The sequence below is a fragment of the Pelagerythrobacter marinus genome (assembly GCF_009827515.1).
GTDB lineage: Bacteria > Pseudomonadota > Alphaproteobacteria > Sphingomonadales > Sphingomonadaceae > Pelagerythrobacter > Pelagerythrobacter marinus.
In genome coordinates this window covers 197,612-222,912 of sequence record NZ_WTYO01000004.1, presented here as the reverse complement: position 1 = coordinate 222,912, position 25,301 = coordinate 197,612, and the positions used below count along the sequence as shown (strand labels likewise).

Annotated in this window: 27 protein-coding genes, 1 tRNA gene and 1 other RNA gene; 15 read left to right on the top strand and 14 right to left on the bottom strand. The window is 68.3% G+C overall.

Annotated elements, in window-relative coordinates; genetic code table 11:
* The 3 genes from GRI72_RS10555 to GRI72_RS10545 are packed head-to-tail and all read right to left on the bottom strand — an operon-like array spanning position 1 to position 2,792.
* Positions 1 to 1,392, bottom strand: a complete 1,392-nt coding sequence (locus GRI72_RS10555) for an SPOR domain-containing protein (RefSeq protein ID WP_160733887.1) — start codon at positions 1,390 to 1,392, stop codon at positions 1 to 3.
* The gene (locus GRI72_RS10550) at positions 1,389 to 2,060 is read right to left on the bottom strand and encodes a hypothetical protein (RefSeq protein ID WP_160733886.1); all 672 of its coding nucleotides are present in this window, start codon (positions 2,058 to 2,060) and stop codon (positions 1,389 to 1,391) included. The genes GRI72_RS10555 and GRI72_RS10550 overlap by 4 nt, the downstream gene beginning before the upstream one ends.
* Positions 2,061 to 2,075: 15 nt before the next feature.
* The gene (locus GRI72_RS10545) at positions 2,076 to 2,792 is read right to left on the bottom strand and encodes a ParA family protein (RefSeq protein WP_160733978.1); all 717 of its coding nucleotides are present in this window, start codon (positions 2,790 to 2,792) and stop codon (positions 2,076 to 2,078) included.
* A gap of 200 nt (positions 2,793 to 2,992) precedes the next feature.
* Here GRI72_RS10545 and GRI72_RS10540 point away from each other — a divergent pair, with 200 nt between their 5' ends.
* From GRI72_RS10540 to bfr, 4 genes are all read left to right on the top strand, one after another.
* Positions 2,993 to 4,144 (top strand): SPOR domain-containing protein, encoded by a 1,152-nt coding sequence (locus GRI72_RS10540; RefSeq protein ID WP_160733885.1) that lies wholly within the window; start codon positions 2,993 to 2,995, stop codon positions 4,142 to 4,144.
* A 101-nt stretch (positions 4,145 to 4,245) separates the two neighbouring features.
* Complete coding sequence (locus tag GRI72_RS10535; RefSeq protein ID WP_160733884.1) at positions 4,246 to 5,535, top strand: DUF418 domain-containing protein; 1,290 nt, start codon at positions 4,246 to 4,248, stop codon at positions 5,533 to 5,535.
* A gap of 64 nt (positions 5,536 to 5,599) precedes the next feature.
* Positions 5,600 to 5,791 carry a (2Fe-2S)-binding protein gene (locus tag GRI72_RS10530; RefSeq protein ID WP_160733883.1) on the top strand — a complete coding sequence of 64 codons (192 nt, stop codon included), beginning with the start codon at positions 5,600 to 5,602 and terminating at the stop codon, positions 5,789 to 5,791.
* A gap of 127 nt (positions 5,792 to 5,918) precedes the next feature.
* Positions 5,919 to 6,404: a bacterioferritin gene (bfr, locus tag GRI72_RS10525; protein ID WP_160733882.1), complete on the top strand. Its 486-nt coding sequence runs from the start codon at positions 5,919 to 5,921 to the stop codon at positions 6,402 to 6,404.
* A gap of 26 nt (positions 6,405 to 6,430) precedes the next feature.
* On the opposite strand, the gene GRI72_RS10520 is transcribed toward bfr, so the two are convergent.
* Positions 6,431 to 6,940, bottom strand: coding sequence for a DUF2721 domain-containing protein (locus GRI72_RS10520; RefSeq protein WP_160733881.1), 510 nt, complete (start codon positions 6,938 to 6,940; stop codon positions 6,431 to 6,433).
* The gene (gene der / locus GRI72_RS10515) at positions 6,940 to 8,358 is read right to left on the bottom strand and encodes a ribosome biogenesis GTPase Der (RefSeq protein WP_160733880.1); all 1,419 of its coding nucleotides are present in this window, start codon (positions 8,356 to 8,358) and stop codon (positions 6,940 to 6,942) included. Before der ends, GRI72_RS10520 begins: the two co-directional genes overlap by 1 nt.
* 110 nt (positions 8,359 to 8,468) lie before the next feature.
* Here der and GRI72_RS10510 point away from each other — a divergent pair, with 110 nt between their 5' ends.
* On the top strand, positions 8,469 to 9,278 hold the full coding sequence (locus GRI72_RS10510) for a CHAP domain-containing protein (RefSeq protein ID WP_160733879.1): 810 nt from the start codon (positions 8,469 to 8,471) through the stop codon (positions 9,276 to 9,278).
* Between the two features lie 6 nt (positions 9,279 to 9,284).
* Here GRI72_RS10510 and GRI72_RS10505 read toward each other — a convergent pair whose 3' ends face one another.
* Together GRI72_RS10505 and GRI72_RS10500 are read right to left on the bottom strand one after the other, a co-directional pair.
* Positions 9,285 to 9,566 carry a DUF3297 family protein gene (locus tag GRI72_RS10505; RefSeq protein ID WP_160733878.1) on the bottom strand — a complete coding sequence of 94 codons (282 nt, stop codon included), beginning with the start codon at positions 9,564 to 9,566 and terminating at the stop codon, positions 9,285 to 9,287.
* A 113-nt stretch (positions 9,567 to 9,679) separates the two neighbouring features.
* The gene (locus GRI72_RS10500; RefSeq protein WP_160733877.1) at positions 9,680 to 9,859 is read right to left on the bottom strand and encodes a hypothetical protein; all 180 of its coding nucleotides are present in this window, start codon (positions 9,857 to 9,859) and stop codon (positions 9,680 to 9,682) included.
* Positions 9,860 to 10,016: 157 nt separating this feature from the next.
* Here GRI72_RS10500 and GRI72_RS10495 point away from each other — a divergent pair.
* Positions 10,017 to 10,101, top strand: a tRNA-Leu gene (locus GRI72_RS10495).
* Between the two features lie 60 nt (positions 10,102 to 10,161).
* Positions 10,162 to 11,772, top strand: a complete 1,611-nt coding sequence (gene tig / locus GRI72_RS10490) for a trigger factor (RefSeq protein ID WP_160733876.1) — start codon at positions 10,162 to 10,164, stop codon at positions 11,770 to 11,772.
* 107 nt (positions 11,773 to 11,879) lie between these two features.
* Here the strand turns inward: tig and GRI72_RS10485 are convergent, their stop codons facing one another.
* Entirely contained in the window at positions 11,880 to 13,235 is a 1,356-nt protein-coding gene (locus GRI72_RS10485; protein ID WP_160733875.1) for a cation:proton antiporter, read from the bottom strand.
* A gap of 218 nt (positions 13,236 to 13,453) precedes the next feature.
* Here GRI72_RS10485 and GRI72_RS10480 point away from each other — a divergent pair, with 218 nt between their 5' ends.
* The 3 genes from GRI72_RS10480 to GRI72_RS10470 all read left to right on the top strand — a co-directional run bounded on the left by GRI72_RS10480 (position 13,454) and on the right by GRI72_RS10470 (position 15,977).
* Positions 13,454 to 14,152 (top strand): ATP-dependent Clp protease proteolytic subunit, encoded by a 699-nt coding sequence (locus GRI72_RS10480; RefSeq protein WP_160733874.1) that lies wholly within the window; start codon positions 13,454 to 13,456, stop codon positions 14,150 to 14,152.
* 179 nt (positions 14,153 to 14,331) lie between these two features.
* Entirely contained in the window at positions 14,332 to 15,594 is a 1,263-nt protein-coding gene (clpX, locus tag GRI72_RS10475; protein ID WP_160733873.1) for an ATP-dependent Clp protease ATP-binding subunit ClpX, read from the top strand.
* Positions 15,595 to 15,767: 173 nt separating this feature from the next.
* On the top strand, positions 15,768 to 15,977 hold the full coding sequence (locus tag GRI72_RS10470) for a hypothetical protein (protein WP_160733872.1): 210 nt from the start codon (positions 15,768 to 15,770) through the stop codon (positions 15,975 to 15,977).
* A 106-nt stretch (positions 15,978 to 16,083) separates the two neighbouring features.
* Here the strand turns inward: GRI72_RS10470 and GRI72_RS10465 are convergent, their stop codons facing one another.
* The 4 genes from GRI72_RS10465 to GRI72_RS10450 all read right to left on the bottom strand — a co-directional run bounded on the left by GRI72_RS10465 (position 16,084) and on the right by GRI72_RS10450 (position 19,906).
* On the bottom strand, positions 16,084 to 17,010 hold the full coding sequence (locus GRI72_RS10465; protein WP_160733871.1) for a cation diffusion facilitator family transporter: 927 nt from the start codon (positions 17,008 to 17,010) through the stop codon (positions 16,084 to 16,086).
* 72 nt (positions 17,011 to 17,082) lie between these two features.
* Positions 17,083 to 17,751, bottom strand: a complete 669-nt coding sequence (gene mtgA, locus GRI72_RS10460; protein WP_160733870.1) for a monofunctional biosynthetic peptidoglycan transglycosylase — start codon at positions 17,749 to 17,751, stop codon at positions 17,083 to 17,085.
* A gap of 157 nt (positions 17,752 to 17,908) precedes the next feature.
* The gene (gene rpoH / locus GRI72_RS10455) at positions 17,909 to 18,814 is read right to left on the bottom strand and encodes an RNA polymerase sigma factor RpoH (protein ID WP_251105150.1); all 906 of its coding nucleotides are present in this window, start codon (positions 18,812 to 18,814) and stop codon (positions 17,909 to 17,911) included.
* Between the two features lie 123 nt (positions 18,815 to 18,937).
* Positions 18,938 to 19,906 carry an RluA family pseudouridine synthase gene (locus GRI72_RS10450; protein ID WP_160733869.1) on the bottom strand — a complete coding sequence of 323 codons (969 nt, stop codon included), beginning with the start codon at positions 19,904 to 19,906 and terminating at the stop codon, positions 18,938 to 18,940.
* A gap of 17 nt (positions 19,907 to 19,923) precedes the next feature.
* On the opposite strand from GRI72_RS10450, the gene GRI72_RS10445 reads away from it, so the two are divergent.
* The 4 genes from GRI72_RS10445 (at position 19,924) to rnpB (ending at position 22,158) form a co-directional block, all read left to right on the top strand.
* On the top strand, positions 19,924 to 20,319 hold the full coding sequence (locus tag GRI72_RS10445) for a M67 family metallopeptidase (RefSeq protein WP_160733868.1): 396 nt from the start codon (positions 19,924 to 19,926) through the stop codon (positions 20,317 to 20,319).
* 52 nt (positions 20,320 to 20,371) lie between these two features.
* A complete protein-coding gene (locus GRI72_RS10440) occupies positions 20,372 to 21,016 on the top strand; it encodes a histidine phosphotransferase family protein (protein ID WP_160733867.1) in 645 nt (214 codons plus the stop codon).
* Between the two features lies 1 nt (position 21,017).
* Entirely contained in the window at positions 21,018 to 21,722 is a 705-nt protein-coding gene (locus GRI72_RS10435) for an N-acetylmuramoyl-L-alanine amidase (protein ID WP_160733866.1), read from the top strand.
* Between the two features lie 6 nt (positions 21,723 to 21,728).
* An RNA gene (gene rnpB / locus GRI72_RS10430) (RNase P RNA component class A) lies at positions 21,729 to 22,158 on the top strand.
* 1 nt (position 22,159) lies between these two features.
* Here the strand turns inward: rnpB and GRI72_RS10425 are convergent.
* Positions 22,160 to 23,470, bottom strand: a complete 1,311-nt coding sequence (locus tag GRI72_RS10425) for a UDP-glucose dehydrogenase family protein (protein WP_160733865.1) — start codon at positions 23,468 to 23,470, stop codon at positions 22,160 to 22,162.
* Positions 23,467 to 24,270 (bottom strand): metallophosphoesterase family protein, encoded by an 804-nt coding sequence (locus GRI72_RS10420; RefSeq protein WP_160733864.1) that lies wholly within the window; start codon positions 24,268 to 24,270, stop codon positions 23,467 to 23,469. The genes GRI72_RS10425 and GRI72_RS10420 overlap by 4 nt, the downstream gene beginning before the upstream one ends.
* A gap of 265 nt (positions 24,271 to 24,535) precedes the next feature.
* On the opposite strand from GRI72_RS10420, the gene GRI72_RS10415 reads away from it, so the two are divergent.
* Positions 24,536 to 25,297 carry a TorF family putative porin gene (locus GRI72_RS10415; RefSeq protein WP_160733863.1) on the top strand — a complete coding sequence of 254 codons (762 nt, stop codon included), beginning with the start codon at positions 24,536 to 24,538 and terminating at the stop codon, positions 25,295 to 25,297.
* Positions 25,298 to 25,301: the final 4 nt, after the last annotated feature.

Genomic DNA, 25,301 nt, shown 5'->3' with positions numbered 1-25,301 from the left:
TCAGCGGCGCGCCATGCGCACGCCGCTGTCCACCGCGCCGGGCAGCGGGCGTCCCTCGGCCCACTGGATGCAGCCTTCGCCGCGCGCCTTGACCGTCGAGCAGACGGAGCGCGCCTCGGCCGATTGCAGGCCGCCGGCCGACACGCGGTAATACGTCTTCCCGCGCACGCGCGCTTCGGTGATGACCATGCGATAACGGTCGAGATCGGGATATGTCCGGGCATAGATGCCCCAGGCGCGGCGAGCGCCCTCGCGGCTGGAGAACGATCCCAGCTGCACCAGGTGCTTGCCGTCGGCGCGTTCGAAACGCGGCGCGTCCGTGCCGGCCGCGGCCACGCGGGCCCTGGCCGGCCTGGGCGCTTCCGCGCCGTAGCGGGCGGGCATCTTCTGCACGACCGGCTCGGAAATGAACGCGACGACGCTCTTGGTGATCTGGGCCGGTGTCGCGCCCGAAGGGGCCGGCGCCGCGAAGGCGCTTTCGACGTCGGCCGGCTTCTCCACCCGCGGGTTGGCGACCGCAAGCTGCGGCGCCGGTTCGACCGGCGGCAGTTCGGCGCCCTGGCGGGCATCGGCTAGCGCCGGAGCCGGGGCGGCGGCGGGCGCCGCGGCCGGCGGGCTCGCCGGCTGGGCCAGCGCCGCGGCCTCGGCCGCGAGTTGTTCCGAACCGGGATTGTTGGCGAGGGCGAGGGCCACCGGCTGGCCCGGATCGCGCACCACCGGCGCGCCGAGCAGGCGGGCGACGCGGGCCTGGTACATTTCCGGTCGCACGGCCTGGGCCCATTCGCCGATGCGTTCGTCGAGCTGGTCCGAAGGCACGTCCTCGGCCGCCATCAGGCGGGCGGCGCGCCAGTTGCCCTGCAGGGCATAGGCATAGGCGAGGTTCTGGCGGACCTTGGGCGTGTTCTGGCCGCCGCGCAGGGCATTGGCCAGGACCTGCGCCCCGCGATCGGGCTGGCCGGCCAGCGCCAGGGCCAGGCCGAGATCGGCCGGATCGAGATCGTCGCGCCAGTCGTCGAGCACGGCCAGCGCCTTGGGGTAATTGCCCACGGCCGTCTGGGCCAGCGAATAGCTGAGCGCGGTGCGCGGCGAGTTGTCGCCCAGCGCCATCGCGTCCTGGAAACTGGTGGCGGCCGACTGGAACCGGCCCGCCTTCAGATAGGCTGCGCCGAGCATCGCGCGATAGCCGGCATTGCGCGGTTCGGCGTGAACGGCGGCCTCGGCATGGGCGACGGCCGCGTCCTCGTTGCCTTTCGCCAGCGCCGTCTGGGCCTTGTTCGCCGAGAGATCGGCGCGCGGCGCGGCCTGGGTCGTGCAGCCGGTAAGGGCGGTCGTCGCAAGGGCGCTGGTCAGGGCCACTGCCACGAGGCGGTTGGTCGTGGTGGTCCGGGTCATCGGTTCTTCCCCATGTTCCCCGCCGGCCGTTCGATCTGGGCCGCGAGATTGTCGAGCTCGGGCATTGTCCCGAGCAGCGTGTCGAGCGCTTCGGTTACGATCTGTTGCGCGCTGCGATTGCGGACGGTGCAGGCGAGCCGCAGCTTCAGGTGGCGGTCGCCGTCGAGCCGCAGCGTGAAGGCCGCGCGCTTGCCGCGTGCCAGGGCCGAGCGGCGGGCGGGCGGGGCCGCGCGCTCGATCTCGGCGCCCATCCGCTGCGCGATTTCGGCCTGCTGGCGGCGGACGGCCGGTTCGGCCGGCGTTTCGTCAGCCGTGTCTTCACCCGGTTGCGATTCTTCGCTGCGCGACTGCGGGGCGGGCGCTTCGGCCTGCCAGGCGGCCGCTTCGGGTTCGTCGGAGCCGACGCCGAGCTGGTCCTTCGCCTCGTGATCGATCTCGCGCGCCTCGGCCGCGGTGGCCGGGTTCGCGGGCGACGGGGTCAGTTGCAGGACATCGGCCTCGCGCGGGGGCTCGGGCTCCTCGCCCATGTCGTTCCAGCCCAGGTCCTCGATCCCCTCGGCCGGCATCTGCCCGCCGACCAGGGCCGACTGGGGGCGCATGGCCGGGCGCGCGCCGCCCTTGCGTGCGAGCAGCGAGGAATTGAGGGAGGCGAAGTTGGCGTCGCTCATGGCCGGTTCGCGGTCCTACTGCGCCACGCGGCGGCCGAAGCCGCCTGCCGGGCGATAGACCCCTGGGGCCGGAGAGACCGCGTTGGGCGCGGCAAAGACGGTGCGGCGGAAATTCTTCTCCAGCCGGTCGGCGACATAGTTCCACAGCGCCGTGACCTCGGCCGCGCTGCGGCTGTCGGGATCGACCTCCATCACCGTCCGGCCGTCGATCATCGAGGCGGCATAATCGGTTCGCTGGTGCAGGGTGATCGGGGCCACGGTGCCGTGCTGGCTCAGCGCGACGGCGGCCTCCGACGTGATCTTGGCCTTGGGTGTCGCCGCGTTGACGACGAAGACGAGAGGCTTGCCCGCCCGTTCGCACAAGTCGACGGTCGCGCCCACGGCGCGCAGGTCGTGCGGGCTGGGGCGGGTGGGGACGACGATCAGTTCCGCCACGCCGATCACCGACTGGATCGCCATGGTGATGGCCGGCGGGGTGTCGATCACCGCCAGCTTGAAGCCCTGCTGGCGCAGGATCTGCAGGTCGCTGGCCAGGCGGGCCACGGTGGTCTGGGCGAAGGCGGGATATTCAGCCTCGCGCTCGTTCCACCAGTCGGCGAGCGAACCTTGCGGGTCGATGTCGATAAGCACGACCGGCCCCGCGCCGGCGCGCTGGGCCTGCACGGCCAGGTGGCCCGAAAGCGTGGTCTTGCCCGAACCCCCTTTTTGTGACGCCAATGCCAATACTCGCACAGGCTGGTCCCCCTGCTGTTCCTGTCCTGTCCACCGCATGAAAGCGGGCCGGGTATGCAGATCGCAGGATACCCCTAATTTTGGGTTAACGAGCGGCCTGCGGAGGGCGGCGCGCCGGGGGCTGATCGTTAGAAACCCTTTGCTAACGGAGTGTTCACTATGTCAGGCTTCCGTCGAGGAAACCGAGGACGCGCCCGATCATGAGGTTCGCACGAAGATTGCCGCTGTTCACCGCGCTGGCCGCGCTTGTCGCAAGCCCCGCGCTCGCCGACGTCAAGGCGGGGGTCGATGCGTGGAGCCGCGGGGACTATGCCGCCGCCGTACGCGAATGGCGCGCCCCGGCCGAAGAGGGCGACCCCGACGCGCAGTTCAACATGGCCCAGGCCTATCGCCTCGGCCGCGGGGTCGAGCGCGATCCCGCCCGGGCGGAGGTGTTCTATGCCCGCGCCGCGGCGCAGGGGCACATCAAGGCGGCGGACAATTATGGCCTGATGCTGTTCCAGGCCGGGCGCCGCGAAGAGGCGCTGCCCTATGTCACCGCGGCCGCCGAACGCGGCGATCCGCGCGCGCAGTACCTGCTGGGCATTGCCCATTTCAACGGCGACCTGGTGGCGAAGGACTGGGTCCGCGCCTATGCGCTGCTGACGCTGGCCAATGCCGCCGGCCTGCCGCAGGCCGCGCCTGCGATCCGGCAGATGGACGATTACGTCCCGCTGGCCCAGAGGCAGGAGGCGCAAGTCATGGCGCAGTCGCTGAAGCGCGAGAGCGACGCGACGCGCGCGCAGCAACTCGCCGCGGCCGACCTCGCGCTGGGCGGGGGCACGGGGGCGGCCACCGCCCCGCCGCCCGCGGCCAGCGCGCCGCCGGCCGTTCCGGCGACTTCGGGCCGCGTGCCCGGCCCGATCGCCAGCGCCGGTATCTCCCCCTCGGTCGCCGCGGCGCGTGCCGCGATCGCGGAGGCAAGCCGCGTGACGGGCACGGGCAGCCCGGCCGAGGCAGGGGCCGACTATGCCCGCCCCGCCACGGCGAGCGCGCCGGCCGAGCCGCCGGCAGCTTCCACGCCGGCCGCCGCACGGCCTGCAGGCGCCGCGCCGCCCGCTGCGCCGGAACCGCCGCGCGAGGCCGGGGGCCCGTGGCGGGTGCAGTTGGGCGCGTTCTCGGTCCGCGGCAATGCCGACCGTCTCTGGCGCCGGCTGGGCGGGCTGCCGGCCCTCGCCGGGGCGTCGAAGATGCTCGTCCCCGCCGGCCGCCTGACAAAGCTCCAGGCGGGCGGATTTGCCACCCGGGCGGCGGCGCAGGAAGCCTGCAACCGGCTGAAGGCGGCCGGCCATGCCTGTCTCGTGACCCGCTAGCCCGCGCCCCCGCTGGCGTTGCCGCGCGGGCTAGTCGCCACCTGCGGGCTTTCCACCGCCCGCCGCGGTGCTATGACCGGAGCGGACGAAGGGGAACGGACATGACGGCGGCCAACGACGGGGCAGGCGCGGGGCATACTCCGGACCAGCCGGCGAGCGCGCCGGTGGGCCGGCAGGAGCGGATCGGCAGCCTCGATTTCATTCGCGGGATCGCCGTCCTGGGCATCCTGGCCGCGAACATCGTGGCCTTCGGCCAGCCCCTTGCCGCCTACATGTATCCGGGCGCCTTCACCGTGCCCCACGGGCCGGTGTCGGACTGGTCGTGGGTGGCCCAGTTCATCCTGGTCGACGGCAAGATGCGCGGGCTGTTCACGCTGCTTTTCGGTGCCGGGCTGGTCCTTTTCATGGACAGGGCCTGGGCCCGGGGGGCGAGCCGGTGGCTCCAGGTGCGGCGGCTGCTGTGGCTGGGCCTGTTCGGCCTCGCGCACTTCTTCCTCGTCTGGCGGGGGGATATCCTCTTTTCCTACGCCGTGTGCGGTCTGGTCGCGGTGCTGTGCCTGCGCTGGTCGGCCAAGGCGCAGCTCGTGACCGGCCTGCTCGGCTATGTCACCGGGGCCCTGCTCTATGCCGCGATGATCGGGCCCAGCTATTTCGTCGTCGACACGCCGATGGGCGAGCAGGCTCCCTATACCGAGATGCGCGAGGCGCTGAACGGCGAGATGGCCCGCGAACTGGCCGACGCCGAGGCCGAAACCGCGATCATCGCAGAGGGTTCCTACGGCGACTTCGTGGCCCACAACGTCGGCAGCCATGCCGGGGACCTGGGATTCTACGTCATGCTCTGGCTGCTGGAGACGCTTCCGCTGATGCTGGTGGGCATGGGGCTGTTCCGCCTCGGCCTGTTCAGCGGCGGCTTCGACCCGGCGCGGCAACGCAGGTGGGGCTGGATCGGCCTTCTCGGCGGCGGGCTGCTGACGGCGCTGATCGCACTCTGGGTGAAGGGGGCCGGGTTCACGTATTACGCCACGCTCACGGCTTTCCTCGGCCTTTCGCCCCTGCCGCGCCTCGCGATGACGCTCGGCCTCGCGGCGCTGCTCGCGCTCTGGGGCGCGCGGGCGAACGGATGGCTGGCGGCGCGCCTGTCCGCCGCCGGGCGGGCGGCCTTCACCAATTACCTCGGCACCTCGATCGTCATGCTGTTCGTGTTCCATGGCTGGGCGGGGGGATTGTTCGGCGAGCTGGGCCGTCCCGCGCTCTACGGGATCGTGCTTCTTGCCTGGATCGCCATGCTCGCCTGGTCGCAGCCCTGGCTCCGGCGGTATCGCTACGGCCCGCTCGAATGGCTGTGGCGCTGCCTGACCTACTGGCGGCTGTTTCCGATCGCCCGCTGACAGGACTTGCTATTGCGAAGACTTTGCATAAATTGGCGACTGCGAATCACTCGCAGGAGCTGAAATGTACGTCTGCATCTGCAATGCCATCAGGGAAAGCGACCTGCGCCGCACGGCGCGGCGGTGCCCCGGGGACGCGGAGGCGGTCTATGCCGCGCTGGGCAAGCGGCCCAACTGCGGCCAGTGCCTGGACGATGCCGAGGATATCCTGGCCGAAGAACGTGAAATGGCGTTCCTCCCGGCCTGTGCGGCCTGACTTTCGCGGCTAACGCTAATCGCTCGCAAATGGCGGAATTCCGCCATTTTTTAGCCCTCGTGCCCTTGCCAGCGCGGGTCTCGGGGCGCATATTCGCGGCCCTGTTCCCGACCCATGGAGGCGCCCGGTGAAAGGCGATGCGAAAGTCATAGAGTTCCTGAACAAGGCGCTCACCAACGAACTTACCGCCATCAACCAGTACTGGCTGCACTATCGCGTCCTCAAGGACTGGGGGGTCGAGCGGCTTGCCGAGTACGAGCGGCACGAATCGATCGACGAGATGAAGCACGCCGACATTCTGGCGGAGCGTATCCTGTTCCTGAACGGGCTTCCCAACTTCCAGGCGATCCACAAGCTCAAGGTCGGCGAGACGGTCGAGGAAATCCTCAAGGCCGACTTGGCGATGGAGCAGGAGGCGATTCCCCTGCTGCGCGACGCGATCGAACATTGCGAAAGCGTGCGCGACTATGTCAGCCGCGAGATCTTCGAACGCATCCTCGAAAGCGAGGAAGAGCACGTGGATTTCCTCGAAACCCAGTTCGACATGATCGAACGGATGGGTCTGCAGAACTACGTCCAATTGCAGAGCAAGCCCGCCGGCGAAGAGGACTGACCGCGGCCGGCTTCAAGTCGTTGGCCTCAGGTGCGGTGGTCGCGGGGGCCGCGCTTGGTGCCGCGCGCCGGGCGCACCCCCCTTGCCGCGAGGCGGGTTTCCAGCAGGAAGAAGCCCAGCCCGATAATCAGCAGCACCATCGTGAGGACCCAGGCGATCGCCGTGATCGTGCCGATCTGCGGTTCGATATAGGCGCTGATGAACAGCAGCGCGATGACCACGCTGATCACCGCGGCCGACGCGGTCGAGAACACGACCGCCTTCTGCGCGTGGCGGCGGCGCTGGCCGAGCCACGGCAGCTCGCGCACTTCGCCATCGCCGGCCTTGCCATCTTCGATTCGCCGTTCGATCCGCTCGATCCGTTCGGCGATCCAGATCATCCGCGCCATCATCACGTTCATGATCGCGCCGATGCCGCCCAGCAGGAAGGCGGGGGCGAGCGAAAGCTGCACCATCTGCTGCACGCGCGGGGTGCTGGCGGTGCGTTCCAGCATCTCGATGGCGAGGCTGCCGCCGGAAGAGAGCAAGTCGAACATCAGCCGGCCTTGTAAGGGTTCTTGGGGCTCTTGAGCACCACCCGCACGGGAACCGCCTCGAACCCCAGTTCGCGGCGGATGCCGTTGACGAGGTAGCGTTCATAGCTCTTGGGCAGCATGTCGAGCCGCGTCCCGAAGACGACGAACCGCGGCGGGCGGGTGCTCGACTGGGTGATGTAGCGCAGCTTGATCCGCTTGCCGCCGGGGGCGGGCGGCGGATTGGCCGCCAGGGCATCGTCGAACCAGCGGTTGAGCGCGGCGGTGGGGACTCGCTTCGACCAGGATTGGCGGATTTCGAAGGCGGCCCCCAGCATCGTGTCGAGGCCCTTGCCGGTGCGCGCGCTGACCGCGAACAGGGGCAGGCCCTTGACCTGCGAGAGCCCTTCGTCGAGCGCGGCGCGAATGCCGTTGAACAGCGAAGACGCGTTCTCGGCCACGTCCCACTTGTTGATCGCCACCATCAGCGCGCGGCCTTCCTGCAGCGCCATGTCGGCGATCTTCAGGTCCTGGTGTTCGAGCCCCTTCGTCGCATCGAGCAGCAGGACGACGACTTCGGCGAAATCGACCGCCCGGCGGGCGTCGGCGACGCTCAGCTTTTCCAGCTTCTCGGTCACGCGGGCCTTCTTGCGCATCCCGGCCGTGTCGATCAGGCGAATGTCGCGCACGGTGCCGCTGGACGGATCGGTCCACTGCCAGTCCACCGCGATCGAATCGCGCGTAATCCCCGCTTCGGGCCCGGTCAGCAGGCGGTCTTCGCCCAGGAGGCGGTTGATCAGGGTGGACTTGCCGGCGTTCGGTCGCCCGACGATCGCCAGCTTCAACGGGCCGAGGTCACCGTCCCCGTCTTCCTCGCCGTCCTTGCTATCCTCGGCATCGGGCACGGCAACGCCCTCGCTCACGCCTTCGGCCTTCTCGCCGATGATCGGCCAGAGCGCGCCGAACAGGTCGGCGATGCCTTCGCCGTGTTCGGCCGACAGGGGCACGGGCTCGCCGAAGCCCAGCGACCAGGCTTCCAGCACGCCGGCTTCGCCGGCCTTGCCTTCCGCCTTGTTGGCCACCGGCACGACCGGCACCGTCTGGCTCCGCAGCCAGCGGGCGATTTCCTCGTCCAGCGGGGTCAGGCCCGCGCGGGCATCGACGACGAACAGCGCCGCGTCGGCCCCTTCCAGGCTCACCTCGGTCTGGCGCCGCATGCGGCCGGGCAGGGTCTCGGGATCGTCGTCCTCCCACCCCGCGGTATCCACCACTGTGAATTCCAGCCCCGCGATCGTGGCATCGCCGAACCTCCGGTCGCGCGTGACGCCGGGCTGGTCGTCCACCAGCGCCAGCTTCTTGCCGACGAGGCGGTTGAACAGCGTCGACTTGCCGACGTTGGGCCGGCCGATGATGATGACGTTGGGCTTGCGGGTCATGGTCATGGCAGGTGGCCGCTATCGCCCCGCTTGGCAAGCGGCGCGCGCGATCCTTAACACGCGTTAACCATGACGGGCAGGGCCCCTTTAAGGACAAGGCGGCAAATCCTTGCCGCATGAGGACAATTGCCCTGATCGCCGCGGCTGCCGGCATTTGCGCGCTCCAGGCGCCGGCGCTCGCGGATGCAAGCGCCTCTTTCGATCCCGGTCGTGGGGCGCAGGCCGGCAACGAATTGCCGCCCTACCTGCAATGCGTTCCCTATGCGCGGCAGCTTTCGGGGGTGCAGATCTACGGCGATGCCCATACCTGGTGGGACCAGGCGGCCGGGCGGTACGAACGCGGGAACGAGCCGCGGGTGGGCGCGGTCATGGCCTTCATGCCCCACCGCTCCATGCGGCTGGGCCATGTGGCGACCGTGAGCCGCGTGATCGACAGCCGCACCGTCCTGCTCGATCATGCCAACTGGTCGCCGATCAACGGCCGGCGCGGGCAGATCGAACGCAACGTGAAGGCGGTGGACGTCTCCCCGGCCAACGACTGGAGCCAGGTGCGGGTCTGGTATCACCCGATCGGCGATCTCGGCACGACGCCGTGGCCGGTGCACGGTTTCATCTATTCCGAAAAGCCCAACCTGCCGCAGGTGCGCCTGGCCGATGCGCGCAGCGAGAGCCCGGCCAGCCGGCCGAGCGTGCCGCAGCGCCGTGCGAGCGGCCCCGATAGCCGCGTCGCCGACAGCGGCCCGTCGCGCGCCTTCCTCTCGGCATTCTCCGACATCGCGCCGGCACCGGGCGGCATGGCCGCCGGCCGGGGCGCGGTCCAGGCCGCGCCGCAGCGCAAGGCCCTGCCGCGCCGCAAGCAGGCCGCGGTTCGCGCGGGGAGCCCGGGCGATCCGATCGCTGCCGCGCTCGCCCGTTACGGAAGCTGATCGCCCTCAGGCGCGGGCGACGGGGGGATCTTCGCCCAGGTCTTCGTACCAGGCTTCGACCGGGCCGCTCAGCTTCAGCGTCAGCGGCTGGCCCTTGCGGTCCACCGTCTTGCCGGCCTGAACCCGCACCCAGCCGCCGGAGATCGAGTATTCCTCGATATCGGTGCGCACCCGCCCCTTGAAGCGGATACCGACGCCGCGCTGCAGCTTCTCGGCATCGAAGAACTCGCTGCGCGGGTTGACCGAGAGCCGGTCGGGCGGGGTGTCGGTGCTGGTCTCGTCGCTCATGCTGCGCGCCCTAGTGCGCGGCGCGGGGCCCTGCAATATCGAAATGCCGGCCCGAGGCGTCGGGCGGGCGGGTTTACGGTGACGGGCCGCGGGGCGGCCGGTGCAGGGGCGACTCAGTCGGGCGGGGGCGGCGTTTCCAGCGGGCTGCGGTCGGGCACGTCGGTATCCGGGCCGGGCGGATCGATCTCCCCCGGTTCGCGGATCGGCTGTTCGGGCACCGGCGTCTCGGGCGGGGCCTCGGGGGGCGCCCCGGGCTCGATCGTGTCGGGTGCCGGATCGGGTTGTGTCGCCATGGGATCGTTCCTTTCTGCTCGCCATCGAAACGCGGGCCGCCCCGCCGCCGTTCCGTCGCGGTGCTTCGGATGATCGCGGCGCTTGCCCTTTTCGGCCCGCCCTTCTAAGGGCGCTCCCCTGTTCGTGTGGGTTTCCACGCGCGGCTTCGTTCGGGTTGCGGGCGTGGCGGAACTGGTAGACGCGCTGGTTTTAGGTACCAGTATCGAAAGATGTGGGGGTTCGAGTCCCTTCGCCCGCACCAGTTCTCCGGCCCGGTGTCCCTTCGACAAAACGCGATTTCGAAAAGGCTTAAGTTCGCATCATGCAGATCAAAGAGACCACCAGCAAAGGCCTCAAGCGCGGTTACCAGGTGACCATTCCGGCCAAGGATATCGAGGCGCGGGTCGATGCCGAGGTGAAGAAGATCGCCCCGCAGGTGCGCATGCCCGGGTTCCGCCCCGGCAAGGTGCCGGCCAACCTGATCCGCAAGATGCACGGCGAAAGCGTCCATGCCCAGGTCGTCAACGACACGATCCGCGAATCGGTCGACGGGCTGATTCGCGACAAGAACCTGCGCCCGGCGATGCAGCCGAAGGTTGAACTGGGCGAAGGGTACGAGGAAGGCAAGGACGCCGTGCTCGACGTCGAGCTGGAAGTCCTGCCCGAGATCGAGGCGCCCGAAACCGACAACCTCGCGCTCGAACGCCTGACCGTGCCGGTCAGCGACGAGGCGGTGGACGAGGCGATGGAACGGATCGCCGGCCAGCAGAAGAGCTACAAGGACGCGGCCAAGACGAAGAAGGCGGCCGAGGGCGACCAGCTGATCATCGACTTCACCGGCTCGATCGACGGGGTCGAGTTCGAGGGCGGCAAGGCCGAAGACGCGCCGCTGGTGATCGGTTCGGGCCAGTTCATCCCCGGCTTCGAGGAACAGCTGACCGGTGCCAAGGCGGGCGACGAGAAGACCGTCACCGTCACGTTCCCCGAAGATTATCCGGCCGAGCACCTGGCGGGCAAGGAAGCGCAGTTCGCCGTCACCGTGAAGCAGGTGAAGGTCGAGGACGAGACGAAGATCGACGACGAGTTCGCCAAGAACCTCGGCCTCGAGAGCCTCGACAAGCTGAAGGAACTTCTGCGCGGCCAGCTCGAGCAGGAAACCGCCGGCCTGACGCGCACCCAGATGAAGCGCCAGCTGCTCGACCAGCTGGCTGCTGGCCACGATTTCGAGGTGCCCGAGGGCATGGTCGATGCCGAGTTCGAACAGATCTGGGCCCAGCTCCAGCAGGAAGCCTCGCGCGACGAGGACCCGGCCAAGGCGCTGAAGGAAATCGAGGGCGAGAAGGACGATTACCGCCGCATTGCCGAGCGCCGCGTGCGCCTGGGCCTGCTGCTTAGCGAAATCGGCCAGAAGAACGGCGTCGAGGTGAGCCAGCAGGAAATGAGCATGCTGATCCAGCAGGCCGCCCAGCAGTACCGCGCCGAGGACCGCGAGCGGTTCATGCAGTATATCCAGTCCGAGCCGATGGCCGCCGCCCAGCTGCGCGCGCCGCTCTACGAGGACAAGGTGGTCGATTTCCTGTTCGAGAAAGCGGAGATCACCGATCGCGAAGTGACTCGCGAGGAACTGGAGGCCGCGATCGAGGCCGAGGAAGACGAAGCGGCGGCGAAACCCGCGGCGAAGAAGAAGGCCCCGGCCAAGAAGGGCGCGACGAAGAAGGCGCCTGCCAAGAAGGCCGACGATGCCGAGGGCGAGGCGAAGAAGCCCGCCGCCAGGAAGGCGCCTGCGAAGAAAGCCCCGGCCAAGAAAGCCCCCGCGAAGAAGGCTGACGCGGACAAGGCCGCCGACGAGAAGCCGGCGGCGAAGAAGAAGGCTCCTGCCAAGAAGGCGCCGGCGAAGAAGGCACCGGCCAAGAAGGCGGCGACCAAGTCCTGACCGCGCCCCGGCGACGGTATCGAGAGGGCGGCGAACGACCGGGTTCGCCGCCCTTTTTCATGCCCGCTCGCCGGCCTGTGCGGTCAGGGCACCCGCGCGGGCGTGGATCAGTCGTCCGGGTCCTTCGTCGGCTCCTCGTCGTCGCGCGGGGGCGGCGAGAGGGCGAGCATCTCCGCCGCGCTGCCGACATGGATGTGGTCGCCGCGCCGCTCTATCAGGGTGATGATCGGGCCCGACACGACGCCGTGGACGAGGATCGAGACCAGGATCACGAAGCTGGCCGTGGCCCATAGCGTGCTGAGGCCGGTGAACGACGCGTGCGACTGGCCATAGGCCATGTAGTAGATCGAACCGATCCCCCGCACGCCGAGGAAGGCCACCGCGAGCTTGCCCGCCAGCGGCAGGCTGGACAGGCTTTCCGCGCAGAGCCCGGCCAGCGGGCGGATGACGAAGATCAGGGCCAGCCCGACGAGCGCCGCCGGCCAGGTCAGCGCGTCGAGCACGCCGCTGGCCAGCATGGCGCCGAAACCGAACAGGACGACGACCAGCACGATCTGTTCGATCTGGTCGATGAAATGGTGGCTGATCTTGTGATAGCGGCTGGCGTTTTCCCGCTGGCGCGCGGTCACCGCGCCGACGAACACGGCCAGGAACCCGTATCCGCCCACCAGTTCCGCGGCGCCATAGGCGAGCAGCAGCGTGCCGAGCACGATCAGCCCTTCGCTGGTCGAATAATAGGGCCGGTCGCTGTCGATATCGGCGAGCGGCGCGTCGGCTTCGCGTTCGAAGACGTACCAGGCGCCGCCGCGCCCGACCGCCCAGCCGACCGCGACCCCCGCCGCGATCCGCCAGACGAGATCGAGCGCGGCCCATTCCAGCGTCCAGCTGCCCAGCGCGGTCATCCCGACCGCGGCGATGGCGAGGTAGGTGAAGGGGAAGGCCAGCCCGTCGTTCAGCCCCGCCTCTGCCGTCAGGCTGAAGCGCAAGTCGTGCCGCTGGTTCTCGCCCGGCGGGCCGACCTGGACGCTGCGCGCCAGCACCGGGTCGGTCGGCGCCAGGGCCGCGCCGAGCAGGATCGCGCTGGCGGGGGCCAGGCCGAGGGCCCACCAGCCGAGGAAGGCGACCGCGGCGATCGTCAGCGGCATGGCAATGCCCAGCAGCGGCCAGATCTGGCGCCAGTTGATCCAGCTCACCGGCCTGTCGATCGCGATCCCCGCGGCCATCAGCGAGGCGATCACGATGAACTCGGTCACGTATTCCAGCGTCAGCGCGTCGAACCCGTCGCGCGCCGGATTGATCGCGGGCAGGCCGAGCGGGAGCGACCACAGGAGATAGCCGGCCGCGACGTAGACGATCGGCACCGAGAGCCAATATCGGCCCAGCTTGCGTTCAAGCGGGACCGCCGCGATCAGCGCCAGGCCGAACACCGCGAACAGGAAGATCCGCGGATCGAGCTCGATCATGCCGGGCGCGCTCCCGCCGCCGGGCGGGGGACTCGGCCCGCGCGGTGGCGGTGCATATGGGGGCCGTGGCTCATCCGCCCACCCTGCCACTGCGCCCGGGCAAAGCAAGCGGTAGCATGCATCGGCGGACAAATCGCGCCGCGAAGGTTAATCCCCTTGAACATCGCGCCCGCTATCGCGACATAGCCCGTCGCACTTCTGACGAGAGGAACTTTTGCATGATCGACCTGTTCGGCACTGATGCCCACGCTTCGCAGGGACAGTTCACCCGCGATCCGGTGACGGGCGCGCTGGTGCCGGTGGTGGTCGAGCAGACCAGCCGCGGCGAGCGCAGCTTCGACATTTTCAGCCGCCTCCTGCGCGAGCGGATCGTTTTCGTGACCGGCCAGGTGGAAGACAACATGGCCAGCCTGATCGTGGCCCAGCTGCTCTTCCTCGAAAGCGAGAACCCGTCCAAGCCGATCAGCATGTACATCAACTCGCCCGGCGGTGTGGTGACGGCGGGCATGGCGATCCACGACACCATGCAGTACATCAAGCCGCGCGTTTCGACCGTCTGCGTGGGGCAGGCGGCCTCGATGGGCAGCTTCCTCCTGGCCGCGGGCGAACCGGGCATGCGGATTGCGCTGCCGAACGCGCGGATCATGGTTCACCAGCCTTCGGGCGGCGCGCGCGGCATGGCGAGCGACATCGAGATCCAGGCGCGCGAGATCCTGCGCATCCGGCAGCGGATGAACGATCTTTACGTCAAGTATACCGGCCAGAGCCTTTCCGACATCGAGAAGGCAATGGACCGCGACACCTTCCTCGAGGCCGACGAGGCGATGAAGTTCGGCATCGTGGACAAGGTGTTCGAAACCCGGCCCGAGAACGAGGAGCCGGCCGAGGATTCGGGCTCCGGCGGCGCGCCGGAGTAACGCCCCGCGGGCAAGCCGCCCCGCCATGGGACGTTAACCGTAGCATTTGGGCAACCCTGCCGCTTCAGGCTGTGGCAACGTGCAAATGCTAGGACCCGATGTGTTGATTAATGACCAACCGGCTTTAGAGTCGGCCGAATCCGGCGCGGATTGCGCGCGGGGTTCGGGAACTACGGGAAATGACCAAGTTGAGCGGAACCGATAGCAAGTCCACGCTGTACTGCAGCTTCTGCGGCAAGTCGCAGCACGAGGTGAGGAAACTCATCGCCGGACCCACCGTGTTCATCTGCGACGAATGCGTCGAGCTGTGCAACGACATCATTCGCGAAGAGACGAAGGCCGGGCTGACCGGCCGCAAGGAAGGGGAAGTTCCGACCCCGAACGACATCTTCGAAACGCTGAACGATTACGTGATCGGACAGGACCGCGCCAAGCGCGTGCTCTCCGTCGCGGTGCACAACCACTACAAGCGGCTCAAGCATTCGGGCAAGGCCGGCGATGTCGAGCTGGCGAAATCGAACATCCTGCTGGTCGGCCCGACCGGTTCGGGCAAGACGCTGCTGGCCCAGACGCTGGCGCGCACGTTCGACGTGCCGTTCACGATGGCCGACGCGACCACCCTGACCGAGGCCGGCTATGTCGGCGAGGATGTCGAGAACATCATCCTCAAGCTGTTGCAGTCGAGCGATTACAACGTCGACAAGGCCCAGCACGGCATCGTCTACATCGACGAGATCGACAAGATCACGCGCAAGGCCGAAAACCCCTCGATCACCCGCGACGTCTCGGGCGAGGGGGTGCAGCAGGCGCTGCTGAAGCTGATGGAAGGCACGACCGCCAGCGTTCCCCCGCAGGGCGGGCGCAAGCATCCGCAGCAGGAATTCCTGCAGGTCGACACGACGAACATCCTGTTCATCTGCGGCGGGGCCTTCGCCGGGCTGGAAAAGGTCATCGCCGACCGCCTTCAGAAGCGCTCGATCGGTTTCGGCGCCCACGTCGCCGACCCGGACAAGCGCCGTGTCGGCGAGCTGCTGGAAAAGTGCGAGCCGGAAGACCTCCTGAAATTCGGGCTGATCCCCGAATTCGTCGGCCGCCTGCCGGTGATCGCCACGCTGCGCGATCTCGACATCGACGCGCTGGTGCAGATCCTCAGCGAGCCGAAGAACGCGCTGGTCAAGCAGTATCGCAAGCTGTTCGAGCTGGAAGAGGTCGAGCTGACCTTCACCGAGGACGCGCTGCGCACGATCGCCGAGAAGGCGATCCAGCGCAAGACCGGCGCCCGTGGGCTGCGCTCGATCGTGGAAGGCATCCTGCTCGACACGATGTTCGACCTGCCCGACATGGAAGGCGTCAGCGAGATCGTGATCGACCGCGAAGTGGTCGAAGGCCGCAAGGACCCGATCCGCGTCCTGGGCGGCGAGGAAAAGGAAGAAGCAGCCTGACGAACGGGCTGCCGGGCGCAGGCCAGGTGGCCTGGCGCCTGCATGGATCGGCCCACTGGCGGCCGACATAGCCTTTAGCAGAGGCGTTCGATGCGCGGCACACGGTCGCGCGACGGGCCGGGGGCATCATCCGCCGGCCCGCCTGTTGATGCGAATACGAGGAATTTCCACCCATGGCCACCAACGCACATCTCGCCGCGAAGCTTCTGCGCGACGCGAGCGGTTTCTTCCGCAACGTCGGCGAGCAGAATCCCCCGCTGCAGCAGCAGATGGAAGACAACGCCCAGGTCTACGACCAGGTCGCCGAACTGGTCGAGAGCGACCCGAACGGCGAACTGCCGACCCAGGACGAAGCTGCCGCGGGCGACGCCCAGCCGCAGTAACCGGCGCACCTGCCGCCACCCGGCCAGCGGGCAGCAAGCGCTGCCCGCGCGCACGGGTGGCGGTAAGGGGCGGCGCGGGCCGTCCCCGAAGGCGACGGAAGCGGACTCAGGTGCAGGTGGCGCAATGGGCGTCGGCGGCCTGCTCGATCTGCACCGTCGTGTGATCGATGCCGAACCGTTCGCGCAGGTCGCGCCCGATCTGCCGCAGCAGGGCATCGCCCGCGTGGCCGCCGGGCATGACGAGGTGAGCCGTCAGCGCGGTCTCGGTCGTGCTCATCGGCCAGATGTGCAGGTCGTGGACGGCCTCCACACCCGGCAGTCCGGCCAGGTAGGCCCGCACTTCCCCCTCGTCGATCTCCTCGGGGACGGCGAGCAGGCTCATTTTCACGCTGTCCTTCAGCAGGCCCCAGGTCCCCCACGCGATGACGGCCACGATCACCAGGCTGGTCAGGGGATCGATCCAGGTTGCCCCGGTCAGCAGGATCGCCGCGCCGGCGATCACCACCCCCAGCGAAACCAGCGCATCCGCCGCCATGTGCAGGTAGGCGCCGCGGATGTTCAGATCGTGGTGGCGGCCGCGCATGAACATCAGCGCGGTCGCGCTGTTGATGACGATGCCGATGCCGGCGATCACGATCATCGTCGCGCCTTCCACCACGACCGGATCGGCCAGGCGGCGGATCGTTTCGAACAGGATGGCCCCGATCGCGACCAGCAGCAGCCCGGCATTGCCGAGCGCGGCGAGAATCGTCGAGCTCTTGAAACCGTAGGTGAACCGCTCGGTCGCCGGGCGCCGGGCGGCGGTGGCCGCGGCCCAGGCGAGCAGCAGACTCAGCACGTCTGACAGGTTGTGCCCGGCGTCGGCGACGAGCGCCATCGACCCCGACAGGAAACCATACGCGGCCTCCACCACGACGAAGGCGGTATTGAGCGCGACCCCGATGGCAAAGGCGCGGCCGAAATCCGCCGGCGCATGGTGGTGGCCCCCGTGATGGTGGACCCCGTGATGGTGGACCCCGTGGTTACCGCTCACGATCCGCCTCCGCGCTCGCGGTGCATCGCGGTACCGGGCAGGCGCATCGGGGCGTCGAGGCGCGGCCGCCCGTCATGGATAGACGCAGGCGTCGAGCCCTTCGCGCCGCACGACCGCCATGCGCGCGGCGATCGTGTTGCCGTAGCGGCGGGTGAAACCCGTCGGGTTCACCACCGCGCGCCGCTTGGGCTGGGGGAGGGCGGCGGCCATGCGCGCGGCCTCGATGCGGGTGAGGCGCGCGGCCGAATGCTGGAAATAGCGCTGGGCACCGGCCTCGGCGCCGTAAGTGCCGATCCCCGTTTCCGCCACGTTCAGATAGACTTCCATGATCCGGCGCTTGCCCCAGACCTGCTCGATCAGGAAAGTGAACCAGGCCTCGAACCCCTTGCGAACATATCCGCCGCCCTGCCACAGGAACACGTTCTTGGCCGTCTGCTGGCTGATCGTCGAGCCGCCCCGAATGCGCCCCCCCTTGGCATTGTGGGCCATGGCGTCCTCGATCGCTTCGCGGTCGAACCCGTCGTGGCTGCAGAACTTGCCATCCTCCGCCGCGATCACCGCGGTCACCAGGTTGCGGTCGATACCCGCCAGCGGCTGCCAGTCCTTCGTATAGCCGTTCTCGTCCATCAGCATCGTCGCCGTGACCGGCGGCGGGACGAACTTGAACAGGAGGACGAGCGCGAGGCTGAGGGCCGCGAAACCCACGACGATCTTGGCCAGGAGCGTGAGAAGCCAGCGCATCGACCGTGCGGATAGGCGTCTGCGCGCCGCGGCGCAACGCCATGTCGCCAGGGCCGGTTCTGGCGCAGCGGGCAGGGGCGGCCAGGCGGAAACGACACGGGGCCGCCCGGTCCGTGACCGCGCGGCCCCGCATTCGGGTATCAGGCCTTCGCCGGGATCAGGCGACCCCGGGCAGCAGCCTTTCGCCGGCGATGCGCTGCATCGCCTTCTGCAGTTTCTCGAACGCGCGCACCTCGATCTGGCGGATACGCTCGCGGCTGACGTTGTAGACCTGGCTCAGCTCTTCCAGCGTCTGCGGGTTCTCGGTCAGCCGCCGTTCGGTGAGAATGTGCTTCTCACGCTCGTTCAGGCTGTCCATCGCCTCGACCAGCATTTCATGCCGGACGTCGGCTTCTTCCGCCTCGGCGACGGTTTCGTCCTGCAGCGGCCGCTCGTCGGTCAGCCAGTCCTGCCATTCGCCCGAACCTTCCTCGCCGCCGCGCATCGGGGAGTTGAGCGACCCGTCGCCGCCCATCATCATCCGGCGGTTCATGTTGATCACTTCCTGCTCGGGCACGCCGAGATCGGTTGCGATCTTCGCCACGTCGTCGGGATGAAGGTCCGAATCCTCGTAGGCGTCGAGGTTGCGCTTCATCCGCCGCAGGTTGAAGAACAGTTTCTTCTGGGCCGCGGTCGTGCCCATCTTCACCAGCGACCACGAGCGCAGGATGAATTCCTGGATCGAGGCCTTGATCCACCACATGGCGTAAGTCGCCAGGCGGAACCCGCGATCGGCCTCGAACTTCTTGACGCCCTGCATCAGCCCTACGTTGCCTTCGGAGATGAGGTCGCTGACCGGCAGGCCGTAGCCGCGGTATCCCATGGCGATCTTGGCCACCAGGCGCAGGTGGCTGGTCACCAGTTGCGCGGCTGCCTCGGGATCGTCGTGTTCCTCGTAACGCTTGGCGAGCATGTATTCCTGCTCGGCCGTCAGCACGGGGAATTTCTTGATTTCGGAAAGATAGCGGTTGAGGCTCTGCTCACCGCCGAGCGTCGGAACGCTCAATGCCTTGTTGTTGCTCACTTTACCCTGACCTTTCTCATGTCGACCGCGCGTGCCGGGACCCCTGCTGGGCACCCCGTGGTGCGGGCCACACGTTCACATATAGGACGCAAGGTGCGCGGGTTGAACCGCATTTCATCGATTTCAACGAGTGGTTTGGTCGATGAGTTCCCGCATGTCGGCGGGCAGTTCGGCCCGGAATTCCACCCGCTCGCCGGTGACCGGATGATCGAAACCGAGCGACGCGGCATGGAGCGCCTGCCGTGCAAAGCCGATCTGCCTGAGAAGCGGGCGCAGGGCCGCGGGTGTGCGTCCATAGACAGGATCACCCAATAGCGGATGGCCGATTGACGAACAATGAACGCGCACCTGGTGGGTCCGCCCCGTTTCGAGCCTGCATTCGATCAGCGCGCAGCCGTCCAGCAGCTTGACGGTGCGGTAATGGGTGACGGCGTGCTTGCCGCGCTGCGAATCGGGGGGGAGGACGGCCATCTTCTTGCGGTTCGCGTCCGACCGCCCGATGCGCCCGGACACGGTGCCGGCCGCCGGGTTCGGGTGCCCGGCGCAGACGGCGAGATAGCTGCGATCGATCGAATGGTCGGCGAACTGCCGGGCCAGCCCCTCGTGCGCGGTATCGGTCTTCGCCACGACCAGCAGGCCCGACGTGTCCTTGTCGATCCGGTGGACGATCCCGGGCCGCACGACCCCGTTGATGCCCGACAGGCGCCCGCGGCAATGATGCAGCAGGGCGTTGACGAGCGTGCCGTCGCGATTTCCCGCCGCCGGGTGCACGACCATGCCCGCCGGCTTGTCGACGATCACGAGGTGTTCGTCCTCGAACACGATGTCGAGAGGGATCGCCTGGGGTTCGGCGGCGAGCGGCTCGGGCGGCGGGACCTCGATCGCGAACGCGGCCCCCGCACCAACCCGCGCCGAGGCGCTGCGTACGACCGCGCCCGCCACGGCCACCTTTCCCTGCGCGATCAGGGTCTTGATCCGCTCGCGCGAGAGGCCGGAGGCCTTTGCCAGCGCCCGATCGGCCCGGTCGCTCTCGTCGAGCGTGCCCGTGAGTGTCCCGGGAACGCTTGTGCCGGTGAATTCGCTGCCAGCCATGCTAAGGGCCATGCGTGATGACGATCGAAGTCACAAGGGGCGTGCTCGCCCGGATACTGGACGAAGCCGCGCGGGCGCATCCGCGCGAATGCTGCGGCATCCTGCTGGGCGGGGGCGACGCGATCCGCGCGCTCGCGCCCGCCGCCAATGTCCATCCAGCGCCCGAACGCCATTTCGAGATCGACCCGCAGGCGCTGATCGACGCGCACCGCGCGGCGCGGGCCGGCGGGCCGGGGGTGACCGGTTATTACCACTCGCACCCCGCCGGACCCGCTTCGCCATCCGCGGTCGATCGCGCCCTGGCGGCCCACGACGGCCGCATCTGGGCGATCGCCGCCGATGGCGAGGTGCGCTTCTGGCGCGACCGGGAAGCCGGCTTCGAACCGCTTTCCCTGCGAGTCATAGAACGGTAAGGCTGCCCGCGACGGGAATTAACCACGCGAAACCGGCAGGGCCATTCAACCGATGAACAATTCCGACGCCATCGATCTTGCCAGCATGCTCTGTTCGCGGCTGTGCCACGACATGCTCAGCCCCGTCGGGGCGCTGTCCAACGGGCTCGAGCTGCTGGCGGAAGAGAAGGACCCGGAAATGCGCCAGCGGTGCTTCGAACTGCTGGAACAGAGCGCCCGGATCAGTGCCGACAAACTGAAGTTCTTCCGTCTCGCCTATGGCGCGGCCGGCGGCTTCGGCGACGCGGTGGACGTGTCGGAAGCGAAGGCGGTGGTCGATGCACTGGCCGGCGATGCCAAGCGGGTCGAGGTCAACTGGGCGCTTTCCGAAAGCCACCTGCCGAAGCCCGCGGTCAAGGTCCTGCTGAACTTCGCCCACATCGGCATCGATTCGCTGGTGCGCGGCGGGACGCTGGATATCGGGGCCGAGATCCGCGACGGGGCGAGCGAGATCGTGGTCCGCGCGGCGGGCGCGAAAGTCGCTTTCGACGAATCGATCGGTGCCGCGCTGGAAGGGAACCTGCCGCGGGAAAAACTGTCCAGCCGCACCGCGGCCGCGCACCTGCTCTATCTCCTGGCCGACCATGCCGGGGGCGGGCTGCAGTACAAGCTGACCGGTGACGCCCTCGTGCTCGGCGCCGTCCTGCCCAACGGCTGACATGGACGAACTCGTCCACCACGAGCGGCCTTCGCCCAACTGGAACGAGCGCACGCTGCCCGTGTCCATGGTGGTCATCCATTACACCGAGATGGAAAACGCGCAGGCCGCGCTCGATCGCCTGTGCGATCCCGAGGCGGGTGTCAGCGCGCATTACCTCGTTTCCGACGCGGGCGAGGTCACCCGCCTCGTGCCCGAAGAAAAGCGCGCCTGGCACGCCGGCGTTTCTTACTGGCGCGGGCACAAGGACGTGAATTCCGCCAGCATCGGGATAGAGCTCGATCACCCGGGCCACGCGCTCGGCTATCGCGCCTTTCCCGAGGCGCAGATCGCCGCTCTCGTGCCGCTGGTCGCGCGGATCGTGAAGCAGTACGACATTCCCCGCGCCAACGTCGTCGGCCATTCCGACGTGGCGCCTGCGCGCAAGATCGACCCCGGCGAACTGTTTCCGTGGGAACGGCTGGCCGGATACGGCCTGTGCCTGCCGCGCCCGGCCAGGCTGGAACGCGGCGACCCGTTCGACAACGATGCCGCCTTCTACCTCGCGCTCGAACGCTTCGGCTACGACGTCACCGACGGGCGCAAGGCGGTGGAGGCCTTCCAGCGCCGCTGGCGCCCGGAGCGGATCGACGGCCGGATCGACGGACAGGTCCGGGCGATCCTGTTCCAGTTGCTCTTGGATCGCGACCGCGGAATCGCTAGATAGGCGGGGCCAGGGGGCCGGGCAGCCGCGGACGCGCAAGCGTGCGAGGAAAGTCCGGGCTCCACGAAACGAGGGTGGCGGGTAACGCCCGCCGGGCCGGCTTCGCGCCGGTTCAGGGAAAGTGCCACAGAGAGAATACCGCCGACGGCCCGGCAACGGGCCGGGCAAGGGTGAAAGGGTGCGGTAAGAGCGCACCGGGGTTCCGGCAACGGCGCCCGCACGGCAAACCCCACCCGGAGCAAGGCCGAATAGGGGCGGCGCGCCCTCGCAAGAGGGCAGGGGTGTTTCGCCCCCGACCGCCCGGGTTGGCTGCTCGAGCGCACGGAGCAATCCGTCGCCAAGATGAATGGCTGCCCTCGCGGGGGCCGGTCTCTCCCGAGGAAACGAGGGCGGGATACCGCCCGCGAGACAGAACCCGGCTTACAGGCCCCCTGGCATTATCAGCAACGACCGACGCTGACGTACTCGAACCCCGCGGCCCGCATGTCGTCGGGCTTGTAGATGTTCCTCAGGTCCACCATCACCGGCGCATTGGCGAGCGACTTGACCCGTGTCAGGTCGAGCGCGCGGAAGGCGTCCCACTCGGTGACGATGGCCACTGCGTCGGCACCTTCGATCGCCTCGTAGGGGCTGTCGCACATCCGCACTTCGGGCATCAGCGGCGCGGCCTGTTCCATCCCTTCGGGATCGTAGCCGGAGACATCGACCCCTGCGTCCGCCAGCGCCTGGGCGATCGCGATGGCCGGGCTGTCGCGCATGTCGTCGGTGTTCGGCTTGAAAGTCAGGCCCAGCAGCGCGACTTTCCTGCCGCGCGCGGCCTCCAGCCCGCCGAGCGCCTCGATCACCTTGCGGCCCATGGCCCGCTTGCGGCTGTCGTTGGTCTTGACCACGGCCTCGACGATCCGCACCGGGCTGTCGTAATCCTCCGCCGTCTTCAGCAGGGCCAGCGTGTCCTTGGGGAAGCACGACCCGCCATAACCGGGGCCGGCGTGGAGGAACTTGGGCCCGATCCGGTTGTCCATGCCGATGCCGCGGCTGACGTCCTGGACATTGGCGCCGACCTTCTCGCACAGGTCCGCCATCTCGTTGATGAAGGTGATCTTCGTCGCGAGGAAAGCGTTCGCGGCATACTTGATCAGCTCGGCGCTGCGCCGGCTGACGAAGAGGATCGGCGATTCGTTGAGGAACAGCGGCCGATAGACTTCGCGCATGACCTCGCGGCCGAAATCGTCCTCCGCGCCGATGACGATCCGGTCGGGGCGCTTGAAATCGCCGATGGCGGCGCCTTCGCGCAGGAACTCGGGGTTGGAGACGACCGAGACCCGGTGGGTGCAGCCGGTTTCGGCGATGATCCGCTCGACCTCGTCTCCGGTCCCGACCGGGACGGTGGACTTGGTGACGACGACCGCCTCGCCGGCCAGGTTCTCGCCCACTTCGCGCGCCACGGCGTGGACGAAGGAAAGGTCGGCGTGGCCGTCGCCGCGGCGGCTGGGCGTGCCGACCGCGATGAAGATCGCCTGGGCCCCTGCAATGCCTTCGGCAAGGTCGGTGGTGAACGAGAGACGGCCTGCCTTCACGTTGTTTTCCACCAGCGCGTCGAGCCCGGGTTCGTAGATCGGCATTTCGCCTTCGCGCAGCCGGTCGATCTTGGACTGGTCCTTGTCGATGCAGACGACCTCGTGGCCGAAGTCCGCAAAACATGCGCCGGACACCAGGCCGACATAGCCCGAGCCGACCATCGCGATTTTCATTGTGCAGTCTCCAGATGGCTTACCGACAGGCTGCCGGCGTCTTCACTCGCCTGAATATAGCGGCGCGACTGGCCTTCAAGGACCAGCGCCGTCAAGCGCCCGGTGCGATAGGCACCGGTGTCGATGCCGATGCGGTTCCCGCGCTCTTCCACCGACGGGCAGATCGTATGCCCGTGGACGACGACATGCGGATGACGGCCGGGGTACTTGAGGAAACGGTCGCGGATCCACAGCATGTCGTGGCGCGACTGTTCCTCCAGCGGAACCTCGGGCTGGATACCGGCGTGCACGAACAGGTAGTCGCCGATGACGACGAATTCCTCGGCAGCGCGCAGGAAGGCGCGGTCTTCCTCGGGCACGACTTCGTTCATCAGCGCCTGCAGTTCGTCGAGCGTGCTGTCGTTGTAGCGCTTGCGCGGGACGCCATAGCTCAACAGTGTTTCACGCCCGCCGTGTTTCAGGAAATGACGCAGGAGACGCCGGTCCCCGAACGAGTCGAGGAACATTTCCTCGTGGTTGCCGGCCAGGACGCGGGTCGGGCGCCTCTGTTGCAGCTCGCGGGCGCGGCGGACGACGCCGGCACTGTCGGGGCCGCGATCGACCAGGTCGCCCAGCAGCACGATCGTGGTTTCCGCGGGGCCTGCCGCGCCATCGTCGCGCTCGATCGCCGCGATCAGTTCGTCGAACAGGTCGAGCCGGCCGTGGATGTCGCCGATCACGTAGACGCGCTGCCCCTCCGGCACCGCGGGGGCCGGGTGGTGCGCGCGTTTGCGGAAGATCTTGCGTAGTGGTTCGAGCATTGTCGTGTTCCGGCACCGGACGGCACGCCCGATAGGCCAGCGGCCGAAGCGCGGCAACCGGTGTCTGCATGCGCCCCCGCCACAGGGGTGGTGCATGAAATCAACAGTAAGATGACTGATTCATGATTGAGGAAATATTTCTTGTGCGCTGCAACACGATGCTGCACGATTGTTTCGTGCCTGCAAGAGCGTGCTCGACAAAACGAAGCACCCGGCGGGCCGGCAGGTGGGACGAAGCACAACTGCAAACGCAAGGAAGTTTGTCATGCTCACGTCCATCCGCGGCCTTGCGGCCGCAACTTTCCTATCATCCGCTGTCCTCCTGGCCGCGCCGGCACAGGCGCAGGACGAGACCGATCCGCCCGCCGCGGTGGAAGTTTCGGGCAATGTCGCGATCACCAGCGACTATCGCTTTCGCGGGGTATCGCTTTCGGGCGGCGACCTGGCGATCCAGGGGGGCATCGACCTTGCCCACGAAAGCGGCTTCTACGTCGGCACCTGGGGCAGCTCGATCGACGACGGCGGCACCGATCTGCTCGGCGACGTCGAACTCGATCTCTACGGCGGCTGGAGCGGCGAGGTGGCCGAGGGCGTAACGCTCGACGTCGGCCTGCTCTACTACATGTACCCGACCGAGGACCTGGGCGCCGACACCGATTATTTCGAGCCTTACGCCTCGCTCGGCTTCACGCTGGGCCCGGCAGAGGCGACCGTCGGTGCCGCCTATGCCTTCGACCAGAGCGCGCTGGGCGACAGCGACAATCTCTATCTCTACACCGATTTCGGGGTCGGCATTCCGAATTCGCCGATCAGCCTCAGCGCGCACCTCGGCTATACCGACGGCGTCCTGGCGCCGCCCGCGCTGGCGGGTTCGACCGACGACAGCGGGCTGGACTGGGCCCTGGGCGCCAGCGCGACCGTGCTGGGCGGGCTGGAGTTCAGCGTCGCCTATGTCGGGACCGAGGGGCCTTCGGTCGACGGGCTGACCGACGACGCCGTCGTCGCGACTCTGGGGATGAGCTTCTGACGGG